This window comes from Paenarthrobacter sp. AMU7, from assembly GCF_041200195.1.
GTDB lineage: Bacteria > Actinomycetota > Actinomycetes > Actinomycetales > Micrococcaceae > Arthrobacter.
This window is the reverse complement of the sequence record NZ_CP165735.1, coordinates 89816-110071: the sequence shown is the minus strand read 5'-3', so window position 1 is coordinate 110071 and position 20256 is coordinate 89816. Positions and strand designations below refer to the sequence as shown.

Here is a 20256-nt window from a genome sequence, read left to right as displayed (position 1 = left end):
CTATTTTGTCGGAGGCCTCCCCTAGGCTCCCTTATATGCAGGAAGCAGACGACACACAGATAGCGGCGCTTAATGCCGACGCGCGGGCCCTTGAAATTTCACTCCTAGCCCGGGCCCGGACTTGGGCCAAGGATCAAGGCGTATTTGCACGAACGTTCCTTCTCCAAGAGGCACGCCTCACCGTCGTCGGCCAAGCCGACGTGACGGAGACAATTATGGAAGAAGTCACCGCGCTAAAGAAGGAAATCCTCGCCATCGGCGATGATGTCGCGATCATGTTCGACCGCTGGAGTGAAACTGCTGACTTGGAGGATGCTAAGGCCCTGGCACAAGATCCCCGAAAGACTTACCTCGCCCTAACTCAGCAGGCCCATGCCGACTTCGCCAAAGCCTTCATAGAACGGGGGTACAACCCTGGCATAGGGGCTTCTTCCTACCAAGGGACAGCGAGCTCTAATTGGTTCTTCTACATACCCGAAACCGGGACAGCCCGTAATCCAACCATGAAGTACGACCAAGGCTCACACGAAGGTATTACGGAACTATGGCACTCTTGGCGCGAGACAGCACACAAGATCGAGACCACCAAGGAACAGATTCAGCGCAATCGCGCTGCGAGCCTCTGGGACCTTGAATAATTAGTTTTGCGTTGCAGACCGGGTGGCATAAGGCTGAGGGGATTCGAGCGAAATGGTGCATATGTCAGACCAGGGTTACCTTTTAGACCTCTTACGGCGGAGCCTTGATGCGGCCGAACGACCGGAGACGTTAGTCAGCACGTTGGTCCGGCAGGCTACTCGAATAGCGTCGTTGCGGCACGACTATGCCGCCGTTTTCGCCTTCCAACTTGAGACCGCCGATGCTTCCTCCGGAGTGAAAAACACTAGGGACACCAGTGTGGTTGACAAGCTTCGAACCTTGCTAGGACGCGAGGAAGCCAACCGAACTATGACCGAGCGAGTTGAGCGTTACCTCCACAACAGGACCATGACAGGAAAGAAAGATGACATCTATGGCGGCTCTATCGATGGTGTGGAGCAGCATCTCCAAAAGCTGAGGACAGCAGCAGGTGACCCCTCAGCTGCGCAGTACATGACCCAAATCGATGCTTACTTCTACATCGAGAAACTCGACAAAGTTGGTGCGCAGCTACTCCCCCAGGTCACGTCCTTCGAAAATATCCTCAATCGAGTCCGCCAAGGCGTCCACGACTATCTGGTAGAAGCTGAATCGGAACTCTTAACAGGTCAAACCGAGTCCTCATTGTTCACCCGGGGCGAGGCGTACGTGGTCGAGCGCCTGCAGGCTGTTTCAGCAGAGTCACTGGAAAAGTACCGCGCTGCCGAGCAACGGATCGCTGAAGGCTCACCTGAGAGTTACGCTCAGGCCCTCACCAGCTGCCGAAGGATGATCAAGTCGCTGGCCGACTCCCTGTACCCGCCGACGGATGTGGCCATCAAGGGAAGTGACGGCAAAGAACGCGTCCTTGGAGATGACCAGTTCATGAACCGACTGATGCAATTTGCCATCGACAGGCTGGGCAAAAGTACGCACGTGAAGCTAGTTGAGGAGAATATCCACAGCTTGGGGAACCGCTTGAACAAACTCAATTCCCTCGCCAATAAGGGTGTTCACCAGGAGGTCTCACTAATCGAAGCCGAGTCCTGCCTAATGTGGACATTTTTTCTAACGGCCGACTTCCTGAGGATCGAGGACGGTACCTCGAGCCTTCTGAGTGAGGATAAGGCTTCCACGGGCTCTTAGGCTGCAGAGAACGCTTGAATGAGGCTCCAGTTCCCTAAGCGCGACGTCCTGTGCCCGGGAGGCCCCCACTGATGGTCCTAATGCTGGAGGAATCCTCGGATTCAGCCGCACGGTACACGGACGGCCTTGCTTCGTAGCGCAGCCGTTCCACCTCGAACCGTTCCCCGCCTATTGGAACCCGGATCTGCCGGCCTGAATTGGCGCACGCCTCTGTCCGGCTCGGCAAAGGGTGGGAGTAGATACGGCCAGTGAGAACATTTAACCGCGTGGTAGCAGAGCATTCGGCACACACAACTGCAACAGAGTTAGGATTGCGCACTGCCAGTACCTCATTTCTTGGGGTGTAAAAGGCCTGTGACGAGAGACTATAGCGTGGCCATCCTCTCTTGCATGGTCCATGGCTAAGCCTGAATGTCGAGTCAAGAGCCGCACACTCGCAGTCGCTCAATCTCATGGTCACGTTCTAAGGCCAGTTCTCTGGGTCAGCGCGTCCCACTTCCTTAGAAGTGGAACACCCCAGATGGGTCGCTCCCCCGCCTTCCGATTCTCAGAATTCCGCGTAACATCAACGTCCCGTATGTAGTCCCAAAAGTCATGCAATAGATCCCTGTTACGGGCGCAACTTTCGGTACGGTGCTGACATGGATATCGGATACACACGTTAGTTCGGCATTAGACGTGTCAGCCCTGCTACCGGCGTCGTCCCAATGATGGCAGTCCTCCTGAAATCGTAGGACCTCCACGCCTGCCGATGTGGAGCTCTTCGGGGACAGGATCCTTCCGGCCTGCTCCTCGATGCCATCCCAGTCGTCGCCGTCACTACCGTCGTAATCCTCGTTGTTTGGATTGTCTTCAGAAACCTTGAGGTCGGCCATCATCAGTTCATGTAGGCGATTTGCTGCTTCTCTAACAGCTGACTGCTCGGCTTTGATGTGTTGTTCAATTTCACGCCGACGCTTTGGATCTTTCTTGGCTTGGTCTCGCAGTTCATCAAGCCTTCGAAACAAGGACCTATGTGTGCGGGCAGACGCCGTGTTGAGGATATTCGTCTCATCTGGAAGCTCAGGGTGAGTGTTACCGGTGCAGAAACGCTGCATCCAATTAGCCAACTCTCGACGAAGCACGCCTGTAGTCCCCGTAGCCTTCATCGCGTGAGCCGCATACTTCCCCAAGGCGTTCAACACGTCGTCAAGCGACACGTCTGGCAGGCCATGTCGAAACAAGCTACAAGCAACCGGACGTCAGCAGATTCCTCGGTGGCATCACGCATAATCACCCTTCCTCCCTTGGACCGATAATCGTATGCCTATCCATATGGATGGCAGAAGCTTTCCAAGGACCGAAACGTGCTTTGTCACTGTAATCGGACAACATTAGTACCGAGGGGTTCGCTCGAAGTGTGGGTCGGAGGCCGTTATGTACGAGCTGCCTTGTCCGCCCGTCAGCCGGGAGCTCTGCGGACGTTTCACACGGCCCTTTAGGGGATCCCTCACCGGACGTCTACTTTTCCTCGCCAGGCCAAAGCAGGGCCGGCGGCTGACAATGAGCAACGGAGCGCCGCCACGATCATCCCGCGGCGAGCGTTGATCATCGGTTCCATGGCCCAGCAGAGGATAAATATGATGACTCAGATGCAAACAAACATGCGAATACTCAACCCGTCGCGGAAGAAGAACAGGCCGGGCAGCGTGTTCGCATTGCAGATGCCCGATGGACTGTTCTCTTTTGGACGCCTCGTGAACACGGATGCGAACGCAGGATTTGGGCCAGGTGCCCAGCTGATCTACTTGTTCAAAGATCGCTCCGAGTCCAAGAACGTTGCGAACGAGCGTTAACGGACGCGGATAATCCCGCCGTCGGATATATTTCACTTTTTCACGAGCCACCCCATCTCGGTGATCCTGGATGGGCTGCCCGCACCCAGGCCAGGCCCAAGACTGATCGCCTGGACACCGCCATCATCGCCGAAGCCGCCAGAATCATGCCCCAAAAGCTGCGGACCCTGACCGAAATAGTGTGCTCTGCGGCTTTGACAACGACCACGCCGGCCGCATCGCTGTTTCGAGCCGGATCCAAGGGTGCTCAGCCAGCTCCATCCGGCACTGTAACGAACACCCGGCCCGCACCTCGATCCGCCAGCCGGGGCGGATCTCGTAGGCCCGCTATCCCGAATCGGCCACTTTGAAGACCACAGGCCGAGGACAGGCGAAGGCGCGGCTGAAGAAATATGCGCCCTGCGCCGCCAGACAACTCCTGTCCCTGCGGCACCAGCGCGACCCATTGCGGCCTACCCGAGCATGGACTTGTCGACGAACTGTTAAAGCAACTGGTGGCGACGATAGTTAGGGGCTGCACTACTCGAACCGTAACCCGGCTTCGGACAAGAGCTGGAACCGACTACCCACCGAGAAAGTCGTTGTGTGGTCCGGGCTGGATACCAGGTCGCCCGCCCGGATATGTGAGGCGGCAGAGACAATGCTGCGGCCTTCTCCGTCAACCAGTGTGGCCCTGTCACCGATAAGCTGGAGCAGTGGGAGGCCGCGACGCTCCAACCACTCCAATGTCATATCCATTCCCACAATGCCACCGAACTGTTCAGCGCCTTCCGCACGAACGGGATGGGTAAAGGTTAGTACGTATTCATCCGTACAGAGGAAGTCCACGTACGGGCCAGTGACGTAACCGCGGCCCGTCTCAATAGGAATCCGAAACCAGTCGGTCTTCACGTAACGACTAGCGGCGGTAGGGCTGAAATTAGCCAGGGCATCTACACGTTCCATGTCCGTGCCCTGCCACCACGAAATGTAGCTTCGGTCCGGGCCGAGCAGGCCAACATTTGCGATGAAGCCGGCTCCGGCAGCTGAAATGTCGGGGTCCTTGATAAGTAATTCAACTGAGGGACGGATGAACTTGTCCAGTCCAGTACCGGTGGCTTTCCCCGTAAGACCTGTTAGCCACTCACTGGTGGTGGCGGCCCATTGAGCGATGCGAGATTCGATCCCCGCAACGATGGCATCCAGTTCGGCTACGGCCTGCACTGGCGTCAGTACGGTGGGAGTTACTGCCGTGGAATTGTTCATGGCGTTCTCGGCTTTGTTCGAGGGGGTTTGTAAGGTGTTGGCGGCCGTTAGGATTGCTTAGCTTGTTCGGCTAGCAGCCAATCAATGCTTGCATCGATCAGCGCGTTGGTACAGGACTCGGCCACCTCAGGACGGTGATCGGCAATGGCATCGGCAACGGCGGCACGCAAACCGACTGACCGCAGACGGTGCTCGGAATCGGTAAAGGGCAGCAGAGTCACCGAACCGAAATCTGCTTGTATTCTCAGGAGCTCGCGTGCTAGGCGGGCCGACCGAGCAATCGCAGCGACTTCGAGCAGGAACTCGGAGTCAGCCAGCCGCCAAGCGAGTGGCCCTGCGTCCTCGTCGGGCTGGACAAAAGATCGCAGAACTTCAATGTCGCTGGCGCCAGCTCGCCGCGCGGCCAGTCGCGCACATGTTGCTGCAATGGCCGTGTAGTGAAGCCTCATGTCACCGATCTCCAGGCGCGTCAGCCGCCGAAGCCGTTCCAGTGCGCGCTCCGGGGAAGGCAGGACATCGTCTGCAATGAAACTGCCACCATTGCGGCCCCGGGCGGTGCGGATGATCCCGTATCCCCGCAACTGGCTCAGTGCCTCCCTCGCGGTAATCACGGACACACCTAGGGCACTGGCCAGCTCTGTCTCGTTCGGCAGGCGTTGGCCGCTAGCCAAGAGGCCGGTTTCCACTGCGGCCTCAACCCGTTGACAGACCTCCTCCACTAACCCACCGGATTTGATCGGGCTGAAGACCGCCGCCAGTGAACGGGAGGTGCTTTGCAGCGTGGACACTTGCACCCCTCCCTTTGCTGGCATCTGCATGGACAGGCCAGAAGATCCTTACCTGATTTCCAATCCTAACGAAATATTTCAGAACGGTCTATACATAAAACCTCTTAGATATTAGTATTTAGCGAAATCAGTGTTCCAGCTCACACCTTCGGCTTCTCACACTCCTCAGCAACCGGCAACGGGAAAGGCCCAATCATGACCGAAACGGTTCTGACCAGTACCAAGCACGAGATCTCAACCGCTATCCCCGCCATCCGCTTGCGGGGCCTAACCAAGTCCTTCGGCGATACGACAGCCGTAGGCGGCGTGGATCTCGACATACGGCAAGGGGAGTTTTTTTCCATGCTCGGCCCTTCCGGATCCGGCAAGACAACGGTGCTGCGCCTGATAGCAGGTTTCGAATTACCAACTGCCGGCATCATTGAGCTCGAAGGCAAGGACGTCACCAATACGGCGCCCTTCGAACGAGACGTGAATACGGTCTTCCAGGACTATGCGCTGTTCCCGCATATGTCACTGCTGGACAACGTCGCTTACGGACTCCGCGTCCGCGGTATCGGCCGGAAGGAACGCCGCGCCCGCGCCGAGCAGGCACTAGAAAGGGTGCAGCTTAGCCAGCTTGCCCGCCGCAGCCCCTCCCAGCTTTCAGGCGGTCAGCGCCAGCGAGTAGCCCTCGCCCGCGCCCTTGTGGTCGAACCAAAAGTCCTGTTGCTTGATGAACCGCTTGGCGCTCTTGACCTGAAGCTGCGCAAGCAGATGCAAATCGAGCTCAAGGATTTGCAGCGCTCCCTGGGTATCACCTTCATCTTCGTCACCCACGACCAGGAGGAGGCGCTGACCATGAGCGATCGGATCGGCGTCTTCAACAACGGTCGGCTGGAGCAGATCGGCAGCGCTCACGAGATCTACGAAAGGCCCAGCGGCCAGTTCGTTGCGGACTTCGTTGGCACCTCGAACCTCTTCAACTCCGCGATGGCCGAACGGCTATACGGGCGTACGGACGTGTTTTCCATCCGGCCCGAACGGCTGCGGCTCCTCTGGGACGCACCGGAGAAGCAGTACGACGGCGGTGCCACCTCCGCGGGCGGCACCACCTTCGTAGCCGGTACCGTCACGTCACTGATCTATCTCGGGCACGCAACCCAGGTGCGCGTGGCACTGGACTCCGGTTTCACAGTCGTTGTATTGGTCCACGGCGACCTCCCGGGCAGCGAAGATGAGCTCCACCAGCGGCGGGTCAACGTCGGCTGGGCAGACCGCGACGCGGTATGGCTGCCAGATACACCCTCGAGAAAGTTCTAAACCACTCACACGCAAGATGAAAGGCAAGCACCATGGAAATCAAGAAGAGGCCCTACTGGGCAATCAGCGCTGTGGCCGTAGCGGCCCTGGCGCTCACGGCCTGCGGCACCAGCGGCTCTGGCTCTACTGCCGCTGCCGCTGAAACAAAGACCGAAATCGGGGCAGGCGAAGGTAAGGTCTCGATTCTGGCTTGGCCCGGCTATGTTGAAGACGGCAGCAACGACCCGAACGTCGACTGGGTGGCCCCCTTCGAAGAGCAGACCAAGTGTGAGGTCAGTTTCAAACCGTTCGGCACCTCAGACGAGGCCGTCACACTAATGCGCACTGGCCAGTACGACGTCATCTCAGCCTCCGGTGACGCCTCTCTTCGCCTGATCGCCGGCGGCGAAGTTGACCCCGTGAACACCGCGCTCCTAGAGAACTACGCAGACGTCTATCCCTTCCTCAAGGACAAAGCATGGAACACAGTGGAGGGGAAAAACTACGGCATGCCGCACGGCTGGGGCGCCAACCTGCTGATGTACCGCACTGACAAAGTGGACCCGGCACCCACCTCCTGGGACGCCGTATTTGATGATGCCGGGAAGCACACCGGAAAGGTGACCGCCTACGATTCGCCCATCTACATCGCGGACGCAGCCCTGTACCTCATGAAGCACCAGCCAGAGCTTGGCATCACCAACCCGTATTCCCTGGACGCCGACCAGCTGACCGCCGCTGTGAACCTGCTCAAGGCACAGCGTGAACACGTTGGCGAATACTGGTCTGATGTGGTCAAGGAAGTCCAATCCTTCTCCTCGGGCAGCACCGTACTCGGCACGACCTGGCAGGTCGGTGCAAACATTGCCAAGGCCGAAGGCGCCAGCGTCGAGACTGTACTGCCGGAGGAAGGCGCCACCGGCTGGTCCGACACCTGGATGGTCGGCTCCAAGTCGAAGAACAAGAACTGCGCCTACATGTGGCTGGACTACATTGCCAGCCCCGAGGCCAATGCCGCAGTAGCCGAGCATTTCGGCGAGTCCCCAGCCAACCCGAAGGCCTGCCAACTGACGACGGATCCCAAGCACTGCGAAACCTACCACTCCGGTGACGCCTCCTACGCGGAGCAGATCTGGTATTGGACCACTCCGGTGGAGAAGTGCCTGGACGGACGCACGGACGTTAAATGCACGGACTATTCGGCTTGGACCAAGGCCTGGACCGAAGTCAAGGGCTAATCCCACTCCCGCTGATCAGCACCGCACCACAGCAAAGGCAGAAAGTCATGGCAATGCAGACGCAGCCTCGGCCCACTTCCGGGCAGGCTTCGGAATCGGGAGTACCCCGCGCAAGGGAGAACAGATTCTCCGCACAACTCCACCGTTCGCCGAGGCTGCGGCTGGCAGGACTGCTGACGGCCCCGGCCGGCTGGCTCATCCTGGTCTACATTGCGGCGCTGGCGGCCCTGCTGGTCACCGCACTCTGGACGGTGGACACCTTCACCGGGAAGGTGTCCACCACCTGGACCCTCGATAACCTAGTGGCTGTCGCCACGGACCCGGTGTACCAGATCATCACCCTTCGCACCCTGTGGATCGCCTTGGCGGTCACAGTGATCGACATGGTCATCGCCTTGCCCATCGCCTTCTTCATCGCGAAAGTGGCGACAGCACGGTGGCAGAAGCTCCTGGTGGTCGCAGTGCTGATGCCGCTGTGGGCCAGCTACCTGGTCAAGGCTTACGCGTGGCGGACTGTCCTCGCCGAGGGTGGACTGCTCGAGTGGCTCGGGGCTCCATTCGGACTAAATTCACCAGGCTACTCGGAATCAGCAGTGATCCTCACCCTGGCCTATATCTGGCTGCCGTACATGATTCTTCCCATTCATGCAGGCCTCGAACGAGTGCCTGACTCGCTGATGGAAGCGTCTGGGGACTTGGGTGCCCAGCCATGGACCACTATGCGTCTGGTGGTGCTTCCCATCCTCGTCCCATCCATTATCGCCGGGACCATTTTCACATTTTCGCTCTCACTGGGCGACTACATCACGGCACAAATCGTGGGAGGAACCACGCAAGTGCTGGGCACCGTGGTCTATGCAAATGTTGGCGCAGCCAATAACCTGCCCTTTGCTGCGGCAGTTTCCCTAATTCCAGTTCTTATCATCATGATTTACCTCTTTGTGGTCCGCCGGACCGGCGCCCTGAACAACGTCTAGGAGCGTTATATGAGACTGTCCCGCGGCGCCAAAACCTTCCTCGGCGCTACCACCGCACTCGTGCTGTTCTTTATCTACGCCCCGCTGCTACTGGTGGTCATCAACTCCTTCAATGCCGACCGCACGTTCGGCTGGCCGCCGCACGGGTTCACTTTGGAATGGTGGGCGAAGGCCTTCGACTCCGCAGGCGTTCGAGACGCCCTGATGACATCCCTTCTAGTCGCCGTGGTGTCCACAATCGTCTCGCTGGTGCTGGGCGCCCTGCTTGCCATGGCTTTACAGCGCTATAACTTCTTCGGCAGGGACGTAATCAACCTGCTGGTCATCCTGCCAATCGCGCTGCCCGGCATTATCACCGGTATCGCTTTGAACAACATGTTCACCACCATCCTGGGCGTGCCACTGAGCATCTGGACAGTTATCATCGCGCACACCACCTTCTGCATGGTCACAGTGTTCAACAACGTCATCGCCCGATTGCGCCGAGCCAACCCTCGACTTGAGGAAGCATCGGCGGACCTGGGAGCGGGCGTATTCACAACATTCCTGCTGGTCACATTCCCGCAGTTGCGTTCAGCGCTGCTGGCCGGAGGCCTGCTGGCCTTCGCTCTGAGTTTTGACGAAATCATCGTCACCACCTTCTCCGTGGGCGCGGGGGAAACGACCCTACCTATCTGGATCCTGCAGAACCTCTTCCGCCCCAACCAAGCCCCTGTAGTCAACGTGGTGGCCGTGGTATTGATAGCAATTTCCATCGTCCCCATCTGGCTCGCCCAGAAGCTCTCCGAGGATGCCAGCGCCGGGCAAAAGAGGGGAACCAAATCGTAGGGGGGCGCACATGTTAGGGCAAGCATCCCAGACCGTCCAAGATTGGCGATCCCCCAGTTTTCCGCAGGAGATATCCGCTTCACCCCAGGAGATGCCTGCGGCTCCTGGGGTGTCTTTGAGGATGAGGTGAAGAACCGATGTCAGACTCCCCTGTGGTTCTGCTCTTCTTCGACCCCTTGGCGCAGAGTGGACCACAGGAGCAGAAGCCTCTCCCCCTGATGCCAAGCGCTTTCTCGGCATCAAAGCAGAGCAAGCGCTCAAGCACCACTCTCCACCGATCCAGATCCCTGGAGCTTGTAGCGACTGACCTCATTGCCTTGATGGAACATCGCGGCGACGTCGGACCACCCAGCGCCGATCCAGCCTGAGCCCCGGCAATCCTTCAGGCGCCCGTCAACAGGTGCCGCGTCCGGGCCAATGCGACGTCTACGGATGTTTGGGTGACTGCTCGTGCTGAGGGCGAACTTCCCAGCGCGGTATGGGAAAGCCGCGCCAACTTGGTCATCTTGATCCTTAGCGCTAATTATCCGCGGAATGGTCCTCGACCCCCTACTTCCGTCGCTTGGCGGCAGAGTCTGGATGGTCAGAGGACTTGCTTGTAGACCTCCCTCCGGTCCCATCACCATCACTCGCAGAAGAGATCGAGAAGTTCACTCGAATTCGCGAGGCTGCCGCCATCATTACGCGACCGAACTACGACTGGTCGGATATGAAAAACAAACTGTCGAACCTAGCCGATGAATCCAACGGCCATTCGGCCGAAGCCGTCGTCAAGGCCGAAAGGAAGGGATCGCTCAGTAAGGGACGAGGCGTCGTTGGGCTCATCCGTGACTCGCTGCATACCTCGAACCCGAGTATCAGAAGTTTCCGCCTCACTGGCAATCAGGAAGGGTCTAAAAAGGAAATAACAGTAAGCTCCGAGAAGCATCAGGCAAGGGCGTTCTATGACTCCAATACATCAGACTCACCGGGCGAGGTGGATGCGAAGATGTTTACCGCCGCGCGTCGGCTAGTAGAAGAACGCCCGACGGAAGGTTTCACTTACACGGACGCCGAATAAGGGCCCACGAAAGTTGCAGAGGTAACCATGGGACTCCTGAAAAGTGCAGTTAAGCCACGGTGGCGAAAAATTGTCTTCCACCGCAACGCCCTCTGGTCGATAGGGGCTGCTCTGGCAGTATGGGGCGCATTTGGGAACATCCGCATTCCGGCCATCGCCCCGAGTGTCAAGGTACTTGACGCCACGGGTCCGATACTTACGTTCACGGCCATGGGATTCGCGGTGTCAGTGACAGCGCTTGCCCTTATTCTGGCCCTCCCACTCAACCGCGCAGTGGCCCTCATGCTGGTAAACACGGACACGGATGAGCCGGTCCAGATTTCGGAACTTGACGGCAAGCTCATGGCCTCCGACCCGAAGACTAACAAACCCCTTCAGTACATTCCTACGCAGACATCCACAACCGGATACTTGAACCTCGTCTTCGTTTTCGTCTGGACGGCTGTGGCCAACGTCTGGGCGTCCTTAGTGGCTATTCTCGCCGCTGTCGTTGTGGGCAACGAACTCCTGCTCAGCTCCGAGTCTCCGGTTTCCCACGCCATCGTCGCCATATTGAGCGGATCCCTCGCCTATGCGTCTCTGCAGATGTTTACCGCGCTATTGACCATCTTTGAGGTGGCCGAATTCTTCCAAGGCCTTTCCCGGCATCAGCTACAGGTGAATGCAACTGCTCAGAGCACCAAACCGGCCTAGCGCCCGTCTCGTAGGCGCAGGGCCGGTGTTGCTGGTGCCCGCGCGCCAGCGGCAGGCCAAGCCTCCATCTGGGCGCCTTCTTCGGCCGCTGGTGAGTCGGTTTCTCCCCGGCAGATCTTTGATTCGATGCGTTCGGAGAAAGAGTTTTCCACGCTGATACCTCCCGAAGTCTTTGCCCGTCTGGAGTCGGTTGTTGCGGGGTGTGGCGCGCGCTGTGGCTGCAGCTCTGACGGCACCCAGGGTGTCGCTGTCAACAAGCGGGCCGCCGGCCTTGGCTCGGCCTTGGGTTGTCTCCGGCTTCGGCCCGGCGTCCTTGTCCGCGACGCGGTAAACCTGGTATTCGCTAACGCATCCGTAGTCTGCGGCGATTGCCGCTGCGTTGGCCGCGCAGATAGATTCCGTGTCGCCTGGTTCGTTGAACAGGGAGGCCGAGAACGACTGTGGAACCCAGCGCCCTCCCAACTCGGCGTCGAGACCGGCGGCCGTTCCGTTTTCGGCCTCGAGGTAGCCTCGCTCCCAGCGGCCCATGGTGCGCGCCTCGCTGACGTTCTGCGTTGTCTCCACGTCCGCAACCAGGACGTCATAGCCGGCCGCCTGCAGCCGGTCCAGCAGAATCCTTGCCTGCTTCTCGTTGCCCACGGTGCGTCGATGATGACATTCATTCCTGACTCAAGCGCCTCGTTGCGTGCCTTCTTGGCGAGGATGGATGATTCCGTGTGGACCAGAGCTGCCAGCTCGCGCGGGTAGAACTTCTCCCCCGCTGCTTCCAGTGCGCGCACAGCCTGCGCGGTGGACTTACCGGCCCCGGGAGGGCCAGCAAGGACAATCGCCTTCTTGTCGCGGCGAACCTCGGGGCGTGACTCAATGAAGTGTGCGAGGATCTCGTTGTGCAGCCGCCGCCGGTCCTGACGCGGTTCGCCTCGACGGACATTGAACCACTCAGGGTTCTGGGTGGTCGCCGTCTTGCTCTGGGCGGTCAGCGGTCCCCCGTCTGCGCCCAGGCGTTCCAAGGTGGCACGGTGCGCTGCTGCTTGGTCTTCGGTAGTCACGCTTTACAGCGTAGTCATCAGACTTCGGGAACCTCGTCAGATGCATCCAAAATCTGGTCGTAGGCGTCGCCGTCGATCAGTCCTTCATCAAAGGCCCGGCCGACTTCCGCGAACGATCCCGGGGTGTCCATGTACGGCGTGGACTCCCATTCGGCCGCCGCCGCGGCCGCGCCTTCATTCTTCGGGTAAGGCCACGCGGACAGCTCGCGGATCATGGCATCGCGGTCGATGTCGCCGGCCGCGTAGCGCTCTGCAATCTCATAGGGGCTGGCGCCGCTGAAACCTTCAGGAACGGGCTTCACTCCCCTGGCGTCGGCTTGCGAGAGCAACCGGCTAATGGCCGGCTGGCTGACGCCCAGGGCCCGGGCGACTACGCGCTGGTCAGCAGTTTCGACGGCAGCGCGGACGTTCCTAATGTAGTCCAGGCCACCCAGCTCGCGGCGTGCGCGGGCACGGCGGGCATTGGCAATGGCAATGGCAATGGCAATGGCGTTCTCGGGGCTGATGATTGTTATGTCCAGACCTCCCTGTATATATAACCAATGTTATCATCCTTATAACAAACGTTATACAGCGGCTTTCAGACAATGTTGGGGCGGCGGGCGTAATCCACGCCGAGTGTCGTTGCAAGACTGTTCCATGCTTTGCTCCACTCAATGTTTGAAGGCGTGTCCGTACAGTCGACAGTGGAAAGCCTGCCGGTCCCCCATCGGCGGGCTTTCTTCTTGCCACTTCCATGAGCCGCATCCTCGTCTTTCCGTGGCTGTTAGCAGTGCTTGGACCTGGAAAGCCGCAGCGCCTCGCGACGACGTCATGGCCCTTCCTGCTGATACAGTGCGGGGAGGAAACGAATCGTGACGCGATACATCGAGATTCTTCACGGAAGAAGAGAACACCATGCGCGAACTCCGAGCCGGGGACGACCTCCCGGTAGACCTACTGGGCTTCACCGCAGCGGAATGTCCTGCATCGACCAGCTTGCCAGAATTCGAGACAGCGTGTGTCCTCGACGCTGGACACACCGGACGTCACGTGTCCGCAGACGCAAGCATGGTGATAACCGCGGCCTGGGACTAGGCCCACGCCTCCAAGATACTGGGGCCTGATCACCGAAGCTTAGGTTGATGACGGGGCAGCCGCTTCAACCCCTTGGCCCCTTCGAACGGGCCACGTGAGCCAGCCACTCCTCATGGATGGCTTCGTCCGTCCGACCTGAGACGAACACTAGTTCCCCCAGGGAAACGTACTCCCTACGGGCATCAAAATCGGCATCATCTGGCGTAAACACCCGGACCCACATTTCCCCTTGCCAGCCGCATTCACAGGCTCCGCACCAACCAGTGATCGTCTCATCGGAAACAATCTTCGGATCGGGTGCAAGGGCAGCAACCCAGCCTTCGTGTTCCTTGTCCCTAGAGTTCCACTCCATGATCAACGCTTCCTGTCAGGGGTTTCCTGACAGGAAGCCCGTAAGGTCTAATAGCCAGCCGGGCCGTGCTTGAGCTGAGATGACCGCACACCGGTTCCTTGAAAGGGGAACACACCTGGGTGGGGAAATAGCGTTCCCCTCAGCCGTTGGCGCAGCCGGTTTAGTCTTCGAAATGCAAGGATCCTTCAGCCGCGCCGCCTACGTGGGTGATGATGTCCGTGGCGACTTTGTGAACTTTTTCGTTCCGGTGGCTGGAGGCCTTGGTAATGAGTTTGAAGGCTTCTTCCTGGGTGCAGCGGTTCTGGGCCATGATGGCGCCGCAGGCAAGGTCGATGACTGTTCGGGTGGCCATCGCCGTTTTCAGATCCGTGTTGAGTTGTTCTACGGTTTCGATCCGGATTGCCAGGCGCAGGGCGCTGCCCGCAACATGGGCGAACGCGGCGGCTTCATTGATCACGTCAGGGGTGAAGAGTCCGGGTTTGGGCGCGAAGAAGTTCAGGACCGCTTCGGACGTTTCACCCAGGTCCATGGGAACACCCAAAGCACTGTGGCATCCCTCGGCGGCCAGCGCGCGGCTGTACTCGGGCCAGGACACGTCCGTGGCGACGTCGTCCAACAACAGTGGCCTGCCCTGATCCAGGGCGTCCAGGCATGGCCCCTGCCCTAGGTCTTGTTCGATGTGGTCCAGGAGTATTGCTTTGTCGCTGCTGCCCGCAACGGTTGCGGTGCGTTTGCGTCGGCGCAGGGTCAGCGCGCAGTCGATCTGCTCCCCCGCGGCCCGGCTCATCGCCGTGGACGCGAAGCCCGTCACGCCTTGCAGGATGGCATTGATGTCGGCCGTGCCGGTCACCAGTTCGTGCAGACTCAGGATGTGCTCTGCGTGTACGGGGGTTTCCATGAGCTAATAGTAGGGCTCATGGCGTCCTCCCCCACCTGGTTGTTCGGGAAAGCATCTTCCCTGTAACTTAATTAGTAAGCAAGCTGATCATTCAGCATGCGTGCAGGAGGCCCGTCAATAGCACTGGGATATATGAGATGCCTGACCCACGCGAAAGAGCACGAGACCTGCTGGAGCAGGACAGCATCACCCTTGAACGGTTGTGGATCAAATACTGGGGCGAAGGCGGCACCGCCGACCCCTTGGAGCTGGACGCCTATGTGCACGAGGCGTTGAGGCCGCATCCTTTCGAACTTGCCCTTATTGCCTGGGCCATGGAAGATCTGTAGAGCGGACCGCGCTACTAGGTGCCCTCAGGTCGCTTTTCTTGCCCTCAGTGAACCCTCTCCGCATCCTGTTGGACCGGTTGTTTATGAGTCCCGATTCCGTCCACGAGTGTCTGGGCGAGGTCGCGCAGTTTTTGATTCCGGTCGTTCGAAGCTTTCCGCAGGATTCTGAACGCTTCAGCGTGGGTGCACCGGTTCTGTGAAATGATCACCCCGCACGCCGTATCAATGACGGACCTGCTCTTACTCGCGGCGTCGAGGTCTTCCGCGGCCTCGTTCAACGCCGTAATCCTGATCGCCACCCGTAACGCTTTGCCGGCGATCCCCGCGAAGGTCAGTGCATCGGCGACAGCGTTACGGGTGAACGTCCCCGGCGTGGGAGCGAAGAAATTCAGCACAGCCGCGGAATCCTCCTCGAGCTCCATCGGCACACCTAAGGTGCTGCGCATCCCGGCAGCATTCAACGCCCCGCAATAATCACCCCACTGAGGTGATGACAGGGCATCATCCAAAAGGACGGGACGTCCACTGTCCAAGGCGTCGATACACGGCCCCTGCTCCAGGGTCTGCTCGATCCGGTCCAGCAACATCGCCTGATCGCTGCTCCCGCCAATCGTCGCGGTACGCTTCCGTCGCCCCAACGTCACAGCACACTCAATACGTATACCGGTCGACCGGGACATCACCGCCGCCCCGAGACCGGCCATCCCATCGAGGAACGCCCTAATGTCCTCAGAGCCAACGATCAAATCCGCCAGCTGCTCAACATCCTCCGACCAATCCTCTACAGCCAAAGTGTCCAAGCCAACACCAACCTTTATAGGCACACCATTCGATACGGCCTCCCTGTTGAAGCCGAGGACACCTCAGACAGGTCGCTCCAGGTATTCGATTTCCGGGACTACCGGCGTCAGGAAGCGTCCGCCAATAATGTAGCAAGGAAGTCTAGCAATCTTTAAGAAGCGGTTCCTGCCTGACATTGGAAGCGGCGACTCCAGTTACTTCCCAACTCCTGCCCGCCCACCAATCACCCCTTGGAACCGGAACAGCATCGACTGGGCAACCCGTCCGCACTGACACTGGGCCAGCGGCGAAACAGTATGAAGCTCAGGCTGTAGCAGCAGTTATCGAGAGACTGGCCAAGAAGTTTGCGGACAGTCTCCGAACCCGGGTTGAGGAGATCGTCAGTGAGGAATACACAGCGCTCAATGACGGGCCGATCGGGATCACATGCCTGTGCTGATCGAACGCGCGGCCAAGCTCCGGCTCCGTAGCAAGCAGCCCGAGTCCCTGAGACAGTCACAGGTCCTCCGCGTAAAAGAAGGAGCCCCCGGCCTAGGGCGTAGGTGCTCCTTCTCGCTGTGTTGTTGGATAGCGGCCAACACTGACAGTATGCTCGGTTTTCCCCGAGACCTGTACGGCGGCCGCTATTCGGTCTCCCTAAGCCAAGCAAGAGCGTCCGCTTTCGAGTTGAAGAATCTGGTGGGGCACGGGGGCGAACCTGTGTTGAGCTGGTAATCAACCAGCATGCGGTCCACTGGCCCAGCGCCTAGCAATGCGATCCTGGAAGCGGCGCACGGCTGAGCGAAGACACCGCGGGCTCCATGGCTAAGAAAGCTCGCTTCGGCCATCTCAACCAACAACGGGTATCTTTTACCACCGGCGACAGTATCAACCGCTTCCAGGGCAATGCGGGCATTCTCCGCTTCGATGCGCGTGCCGACATTCCAGATCAGGTGCAGGACACTTCCGCCCTCCAACCGGACGGCACAATCACTTAGATCAATCTGAACCATCCAGCACCCCTCCCGTTTTAGTCATCGGGAAAGCATAACTACACGGGGAGTGGAATCTGGGTGACGGCCCACTGCAAGACCTGCCACCCAGCACGCCTATGCTTCCGCCCAGACAATTAAAAAATGGCGGCGGCCCCTCAAGAATCGCTAAGGAAAACCTCAAGATTGCCTCAAGATCAAAGTGCTCTTCATGAGGCGAAGGCAAAGTGTCGGTTCTCCACTCGATGTTCAACTCCACATAGATCCATGCTCGCTGGGGCTCCGCCGGATGCGCCACGTCTTGTTCAATCCGAGCCGGGTGGAACGCCTACCGCAAAAGATGCTGACAAACATTGCTAAGGAGCCTTATGATTCCCGTATATCGGCACCGCCCGAGCCGCCATCCGGATACGAGCACTGCGACTGAGGAGAACAAATGACCCCCACCCATAACCCCGCCCGGAGCCATACAACAATCCAGCGAGCAGCGCAGATTGTAGGAGCGGTCTTTCTCCTTGTAGGGGTCCTTGGCTTCATCCCCGGGATCACCTCAAACTACGAGACCCTCTCGTTCGCCGGCCACACATCCGACGCCCTCCTGCTCGGGATATTCCAAGTCTCAATCCTGCATAACATCGTGCACCTGCTCTTCGGCGTAGCGGGCATCCTGATGGCCCGCACCTCCGGCCAAGCCCGAAACTACCTCATCGGTGGCGGGGCCGTTTACCTGGTGCTGTGGATCTATGGCCTGCTCATCGACCAGGAATCCACCGCCAACTTCGTACCGGTCAACAACGCCGACAACTGGCTTCATCTCATCCTGGGCGTCGGAATGCTTGCCCTTGGCTTCGCCCTGAGCCGACGGACAACTACAGAACGACCTGCAACCACAACCGGCCGGTGAGATCCATCCTTCAGCAGAGACTCCGAAGCCAGCGGGCACGGCGGCCCGTGCCCCGCAGTGCTGGGACGACTCTTACAGGTTTCCGGCAGCGCGGATGCCTGATGTAAAACACTGGCCCACCAGCCGATTGCTCTCTACTGCTGCCCGGCTCATCGAGCAAGGATGGAACGAAAAGCTACGCAGCCTGGGACTAACGTACCCGGCAGTCATTGCCCTCGACGCGGTGGCGGCCACGGGCCCCATCACCCAAACCGCCCTCGCCGAAGTAATCCACGTGCGAGGCCAGACCCTCGGCCCGACCCTCCACAGACTCGAGTCCCAAGGCTACATAAATCGCTTACATGCCCCCGGGGACCGTCGCAGCCAATACGTTTCCATCACCGACGCAGGCAACGGGATGCTCCGGGAGGCCCACGCCTTGGAACGCGCTGTTCTGGAAGACTTTGACGTCGATCCCGGCGGACTGTGGGAAGAGCTTGAAAGCATCGTGCTCAAGGCACCAAAAGATCGCTGAACAACCGCAATCCCCCGCTCCGGCCGTAGCCGCTCGACCGCGAGGACTAAGGGGTTGCAACAGGCGGGGGCTGACGTTGCGGCGTCGAGACGTGACCTCACGAGACGTCGGCTGCTCATACCCCTGGCGGTCACGCAAGCGTGCATCGGCATTTCTCAGAGGGAATGCCGGGCCGACCCAGGATCGGGACTACACGCATGCACGACCCAGCCTGTCATAAACTGATGACCATCGCCCTCACCCGGGTCCATTTCAAAGCCCTGGACGATCTTGCGCACGGGAGCACCTACCAGGACGCGAACGCTGCACTTGAACGCACCATTTCGGAAGGGTGCAGGTTGATCATTGCGCTAAAATAATAAGTACGCTGATGAATATCGGTTGGCAGGATCAAGACTTAAGGAGTTTCACATGAACTTGGGAAGCATGATCAGGAATGCCGCTGGAAAATTCGCAGGCAGGTCCGGCACCGGCGGAACGGTCCGCGGCACTGGAATGAACGCCCCCGGGCGTACGCCCAACACCACAGGTGCAATGGGCGGACGCTCCGGCACGGGCGGCATGGTCAGCAAAATCATGGGCATGCTCAATAAGCGGCGATGACCCGGCAGTCATCAGGACCGACCGCTCCTAAGCCCAAAGCCACTAACACGACGAAGTCCCGAACAGCGTTCCTGCTGCACGGGGCTTCCTTGTACGTGAAGTGCAGGGAGGTTAGCGCCCGTAGTCCGATTCCTGTTGCCGGCGCTCCACTACCGCAACCTGCTGGGTTGCCGTCGCAGTGTTTGCCGCGGCACGAGTGCCTGGCTGTTGGGGAAACGAGGCGTTCATTAGACGTTCGGCTTACGGGCACCAAGGGCAACATTTAGCGTCGCGAAAATGCCACCACTTATCGCTGCGATTCACAATCTATAGAGTAACCATGCCCGCGTCCGGTAAAGGATCCATGAGCGGGACAGCTCCTGAGGCTGGGTGTTGCAGTCCAGGAGCCACCGCCGACAATCGCTGTCAGGTGATAATCACACGGTGATCCATTCGATATTTTGGCGGGATTTTGTCCCAGGTCCGCTGTGGGAGCAAGAAAACCTGCGGATCTGCGATCTCTGGGCTTTACTTGCGAGTTCGCAGTAGCTTGGAGCTGATCTTGACGTCCTTTGACCAAGACGGCACCACCCCCCGACTCAGCCGGGGGCCTTCGAAACGGTCGTAGACTGGGCACAAGGACGGCAGGGGGACCATGACTTCGCGCGGTATTTGCCTCGCTATCGAAGATGATGAGGACATTAGCGGCTTGCTGGAGGTAATTCTCACGGCGGCAGGTTTTGACGTCCGTGCCGAAGAAACAGGCGCGACCGGCCTGTTGGCGGCAGATGATCTGGATCTGGCGCTGATTACCCTCGATCTGGGCTTGCCCGATATGGACGGCCGGGACGTCGCGCGGAAACTGCGAGAGGTTACCGGAGCCCCGATTCTGATGATCACAGCCCACACTCAACCCGGTGATGAGCTCGAAGGCATGGCAGCCGGCGCCAGTGCATATTTGGCCAAACCTTTCCGGCCCGCCCAGCTCAGAGCACTCGTCCAAGAACTCTGCCCACAATCCTCACACGGCGTACGGCCCGGAACGACCTAACTGGCCACGAGCCGGGTAA

At 59.2% G+C, this 20256-nt stretch carries 25 protein-coding genes; 18 read left to right on the top strand and 7 right to left on the bottom strand.

Features of this window, described 5'->3' with window-relative positions; genetic code table 11:
- The first annotated feature begins 35 nt into the window (after positions 1–35).
- Both ABQM86_RS00555 and ABQM86_RS00550 read left to right on the top strand, forming a co-directional pair.
- Positions 36–638 carry a hypothetical protein gene (locus ABQM86_RS00555; RefSeq protein WP_369745679.1) on the top strand — a complete coding sequence of 201 codons (603 nt, stop codon included), beginning with the start codon at positions 36–38 and terminating at the stop codon, positions 636–638.
- 310 nt (positions 639–948) lie between these two features.
- Positions 949–1764, top strand: coding sequence for a hypothetical protein (locus ABQM86_RS00550; protein WP_369745678.1), 816 nt, complete (start codon positions 949–951; stop codon positions 1762–1764).
- A gap of 500 nt (positions 1765–2264) precedes the next feature.
- Here the strand turns inward: ABQM86_RS00550 and ABQM86_RS00545 are convergent, their stop codons facing one another.
- Positions 2265–2963, bottom strand: coding sequence for a hypothetical protein (locus tag ABQM86_RS00545; protein ID WP_369745677.1), 699 nt, complete (start codon positions 2961–2963; stop codon positions 2265–2267).
- A gap of 432 nt (positions 2964–3395) precedes the next feature.
- Between ABQM86_RS00545 and ABQM86_RS00540 the strand changes: the two genes are divergently transcribed.
- Positions 3396–3599 carry a hypothetical protein gene (locus tag ABQM86_RS00540; protein WP_369745676.1) on the top strand — a complete coding sequence of 68 codons (204 nt, stop codon included), beginning with the start codon at positions 3396–3398 and terminating at the stop codon, positions 3597–3599.
- A 519-nt stretch (positions 3600–4118) separates the two neighbouring features.
- Here the strand turns inward: ABQM86_RS00540 and ABQM86_RS00535 are convergent.
- On the bottom strand, positions 4119–4844 hold the full coding sequence (locus ABQM86_RS00535) for a cache domain-containing protein (protein WP_369745675.1): 726 nt from the start codon (positions 4842–4844) through the stop codon (positions 4119–4121).
- Between the two features lie 47 nt (positions 4845–4891).
- Entirely contained in the window at positions 4892–5632 is a 741-nt protein-coding gene (locus ABQM86_RS00530) for a FadR/GntR family transcriptional regulator (protein ID WP_369745674.1), read from the bottom strand.
- Between the two features lie 195 nt (positions 5633–5827).
- On the opposite strand from ABQM86_RS00530, the gene ABQM86_RS00525 reads away from it, so the two are divergent.
- The 7 genes from ABQM86_RS00525 to ABQM86_RS00495 all read left to right on the top strand — a co-directional run bounded on the left by ABQM86_RS00525 (position 5828) and on the right by ABQM86_RS00495 (position 11709).
- Positions 5828–6934, top strand: coding sequence for an ABC transporter ATP-binding protein (locus tag ABQM86_RS00525; RefSeq protein WP_369745673.1), 1107 nt, complete (start codon positions 5828–5830; stop codon positions 6932–6934).
- A 32-nt stretch (positions 6935–6966) separates the two neighbouring features.
- Entirely contained in the window at positions 6967–8151 is a 1185-nt protein-coding gene (locus ABQM86_RS00520) for an ABC transporter substrate-binding protein (RefSeq protein ID WP_369745672.1), read from the top strand.
- Between the two features lie 47 nt (positions 8152–8198).
- Entirely contained in the window at positions 8199–9128 is a 930-nt protein-coding gene (locus tag ABQM86_RS00515; protein WP_369745671.1) for an ABC transporter permease, read from the top strand.
- 9 nt (positions 9129–9137) lie between these two features.
- On the top strand, positions 9138–9956 hold the full coding sequence (locus ABQM86_RS00510; RefSeq protein ID WP_369745670.1) for an ABC transporter permease: 819 nt from the start codon (positions 9138–9140) through the stop codon (positions 9954–9956).
- 137 nt (positions 9957–10093) lie between these two features.
- Positions 10094–10324 (top strand): hypothetical protein, encoded by a 231-nt coding sequence (locus tag ABQM86_RS00505; protein ID WP_369745668.1) that lies wholly within the window; start codon positions 10094–10096, stop codon positions 10322–10324.
- Positions 10325–10548: 224 nt separating this feature from the next.
- Positions 10549–11016 (top strand): hypothetical protein, encoded by a 468-nt coding sequence (locus ABQM86_RS00500; protein WP_369745667.1) that lies wholly within the window; start codon positions 10549–10551, stop codon positions 11014–11016.
- A gap of 27 nt (positions 11017–11043) precedes the next feature.
- The gene (locus ABQM86_RS00495) at positions 11044–11709 is read left to right on the top strand and encodes a hypothetical protein (RefSeq protein ID WP_369745666.1); all 666 of its coding nucleotides are present in this window, start codon (positions 11044–11046) and stop codon (positions 11707–11709) included.
- Here the strand turns inward: ABQM86_RS00495 and ABQM86_RS00490 are convergent.
- Together ABQM86_RS00490 and ABQM86_RS00485 are read right to left on the bottom strand one after the other, a co-directional pair.
- A complete protein-coding gene (locus ABQM86_RS00490) occupies positions 11668–12348 on the bottom strand; it encodes a hypothetical protein (protein ID WP_369745665.1) in 681 nt (226 codons plus the stop codon). The two genes, ABQM86_RS00495 and ABQM86_RS00490, sit on opposite strands and share 42 nt — an antisense overlap.
- A 427-nt stretch (positions 12349–12775) precedes the next feature.
- Entirely contained in the window at positions 12776–13060 is a 285-nt protein-coding gene (locus ABQM86_RS00485) for a hypothetical protein (protein WP_369745664.1), read from the bottom strand.
- A 15-nt stretch (positions 13061–13075) separates the two neighbouring features.
- Between ABQM86_RS00485 and ABQM86_RS00480 the strand changes: the two genes are divergently transcribed.
- Complete coding sequence (locus ABQM86_RS00480) at positions 13076–13297, top strand: hypothetical protein (protein WP_369745663.1); 222 nt, start codon at positions 13076–13078, stop codon at positions 13295–13297.
- Between the two features lie 1050 nt (positions 13298–14347).
- Here the strand turns inward: ABQM86_RS00480 and ABQM86_RS00475 are convergent.
- Positions 14348–15085: a GAF and ANTAR domain-containing protein gene (locus tag ABQM86_RS00475; RefSeq protein WP_369745662.1), complete on the bottom strand. Its 738-nt coding sequence runs from the start codon at positions 15083–15085 to the stop codon at positions 14348–14350.
- A gap of 137 nt (positions 15086–15222) precedes the next feature.
- Between ABQM86_RS00475 and ABQM86_RS00470 the strand changes: the two genes are divergently transcribed.
- The gene (locus ABQM86_RS00470) at positions 15223–15414 is read left to right on the top strand and encodes a hypothetical protein (protein ID WP_369745661.1); all 192 of its coding nucleotides are present in this window, start codon (positions 15223–15225) and stop codon (positions 15412–15414) included.
- 44 nt (positions 15415–15458) lie between these two features.
- Here the strand turns inward: ABQM86_RS00470 and ABQM86_RS00465 are convergent, their stop codons facing one another.
- Positions 15459–16214: a GAF and ANTAR domain-containing protein gene (locus ABQM86_RS00465; protein ID WP_369745660.1), complete on the bottom strand. Its 756-nt coding sequence runs from the start codon at positions 16212–16214 to the stop codon at positions 15459–15461.
- A gap of 176 nt (positions 16215–16390) precedes the next feature.
- Here ABQM86_RS00465 and ABQM86_RS00460 point away from each other — a divergent pair, with 176 nt between their 5' ends.
- The 6 genes from ABQM86_RS00460 (at position 16391) to ABQM86_RS00435 (ending at position 20237) form a co-directional block, all read left to right on the top strand.
- Positions 16391–16654, top strand: coding sequence for a three-helix bundle dimerization domain-containing protein (locus tag ABQM86_RS00460; protein WP_369745659.1), 264 nt, complete (start codon positions 16391–16393; stop codon positions 16652–16654).
- Between the two features lie 361 nt (positions 16655–17015).
- Positions 17016–17192: a hypothetical protein gene (locus ABQM86_RS00455; RefSeq protein WP_369745658.1), complete on the top strand. Its 177-nt coding sequence runs from the start codon at positions 17016–17018 to the stop codon at positions 17190–17192.
- 430 nt (positions 17193–17622) lie between these two features.
- Entirely contained in the window at positions 17623–18090 is a 468-nt protein-coding gene (locus ABQM86_RS00450) for a DUF4383 domain-containing protein (protein ID WP_369745657.1), read from the top strand.
- Between the two features lie 94 nt (positions 18091–18184).
- Positions 18185–18604, top strand: a complete 420-nt coding sequence (locus tag ABQM86_RS00445; RefSeq protein WP_369745656.1) for a MarR family winged helix-turn-helix transcriptional regulator — start codon at positions 18185–18187, stop codon at positions 18602–18604.
- Between the two features lie 411 nt (positions 18605–19015).
- Positions 19016–19207: a hypothetical protein gene (locus ABQM86_RS00440; protein WP_369745655.1), complete on the top strand. Its 192-nt coding sequence runs from the start codon at positions 19016–19018 to the stop codon at positions 19205–19207.
- Between the two features lie 634 nt (positions 19208–19841).
- The gene (locus ABQM86_RS00435; protein WP_369745654.1) at positions 19842–20237 is read left to right on the top strand and encodes a response regulator transcription factor; all 396 of its coding nucleotides are present in this window, start codon (positions 19842–19844) and stop codon (positions 20235–20237) included.
- Positions 20238–20256 lie beyond the last annotated feature (19 nt).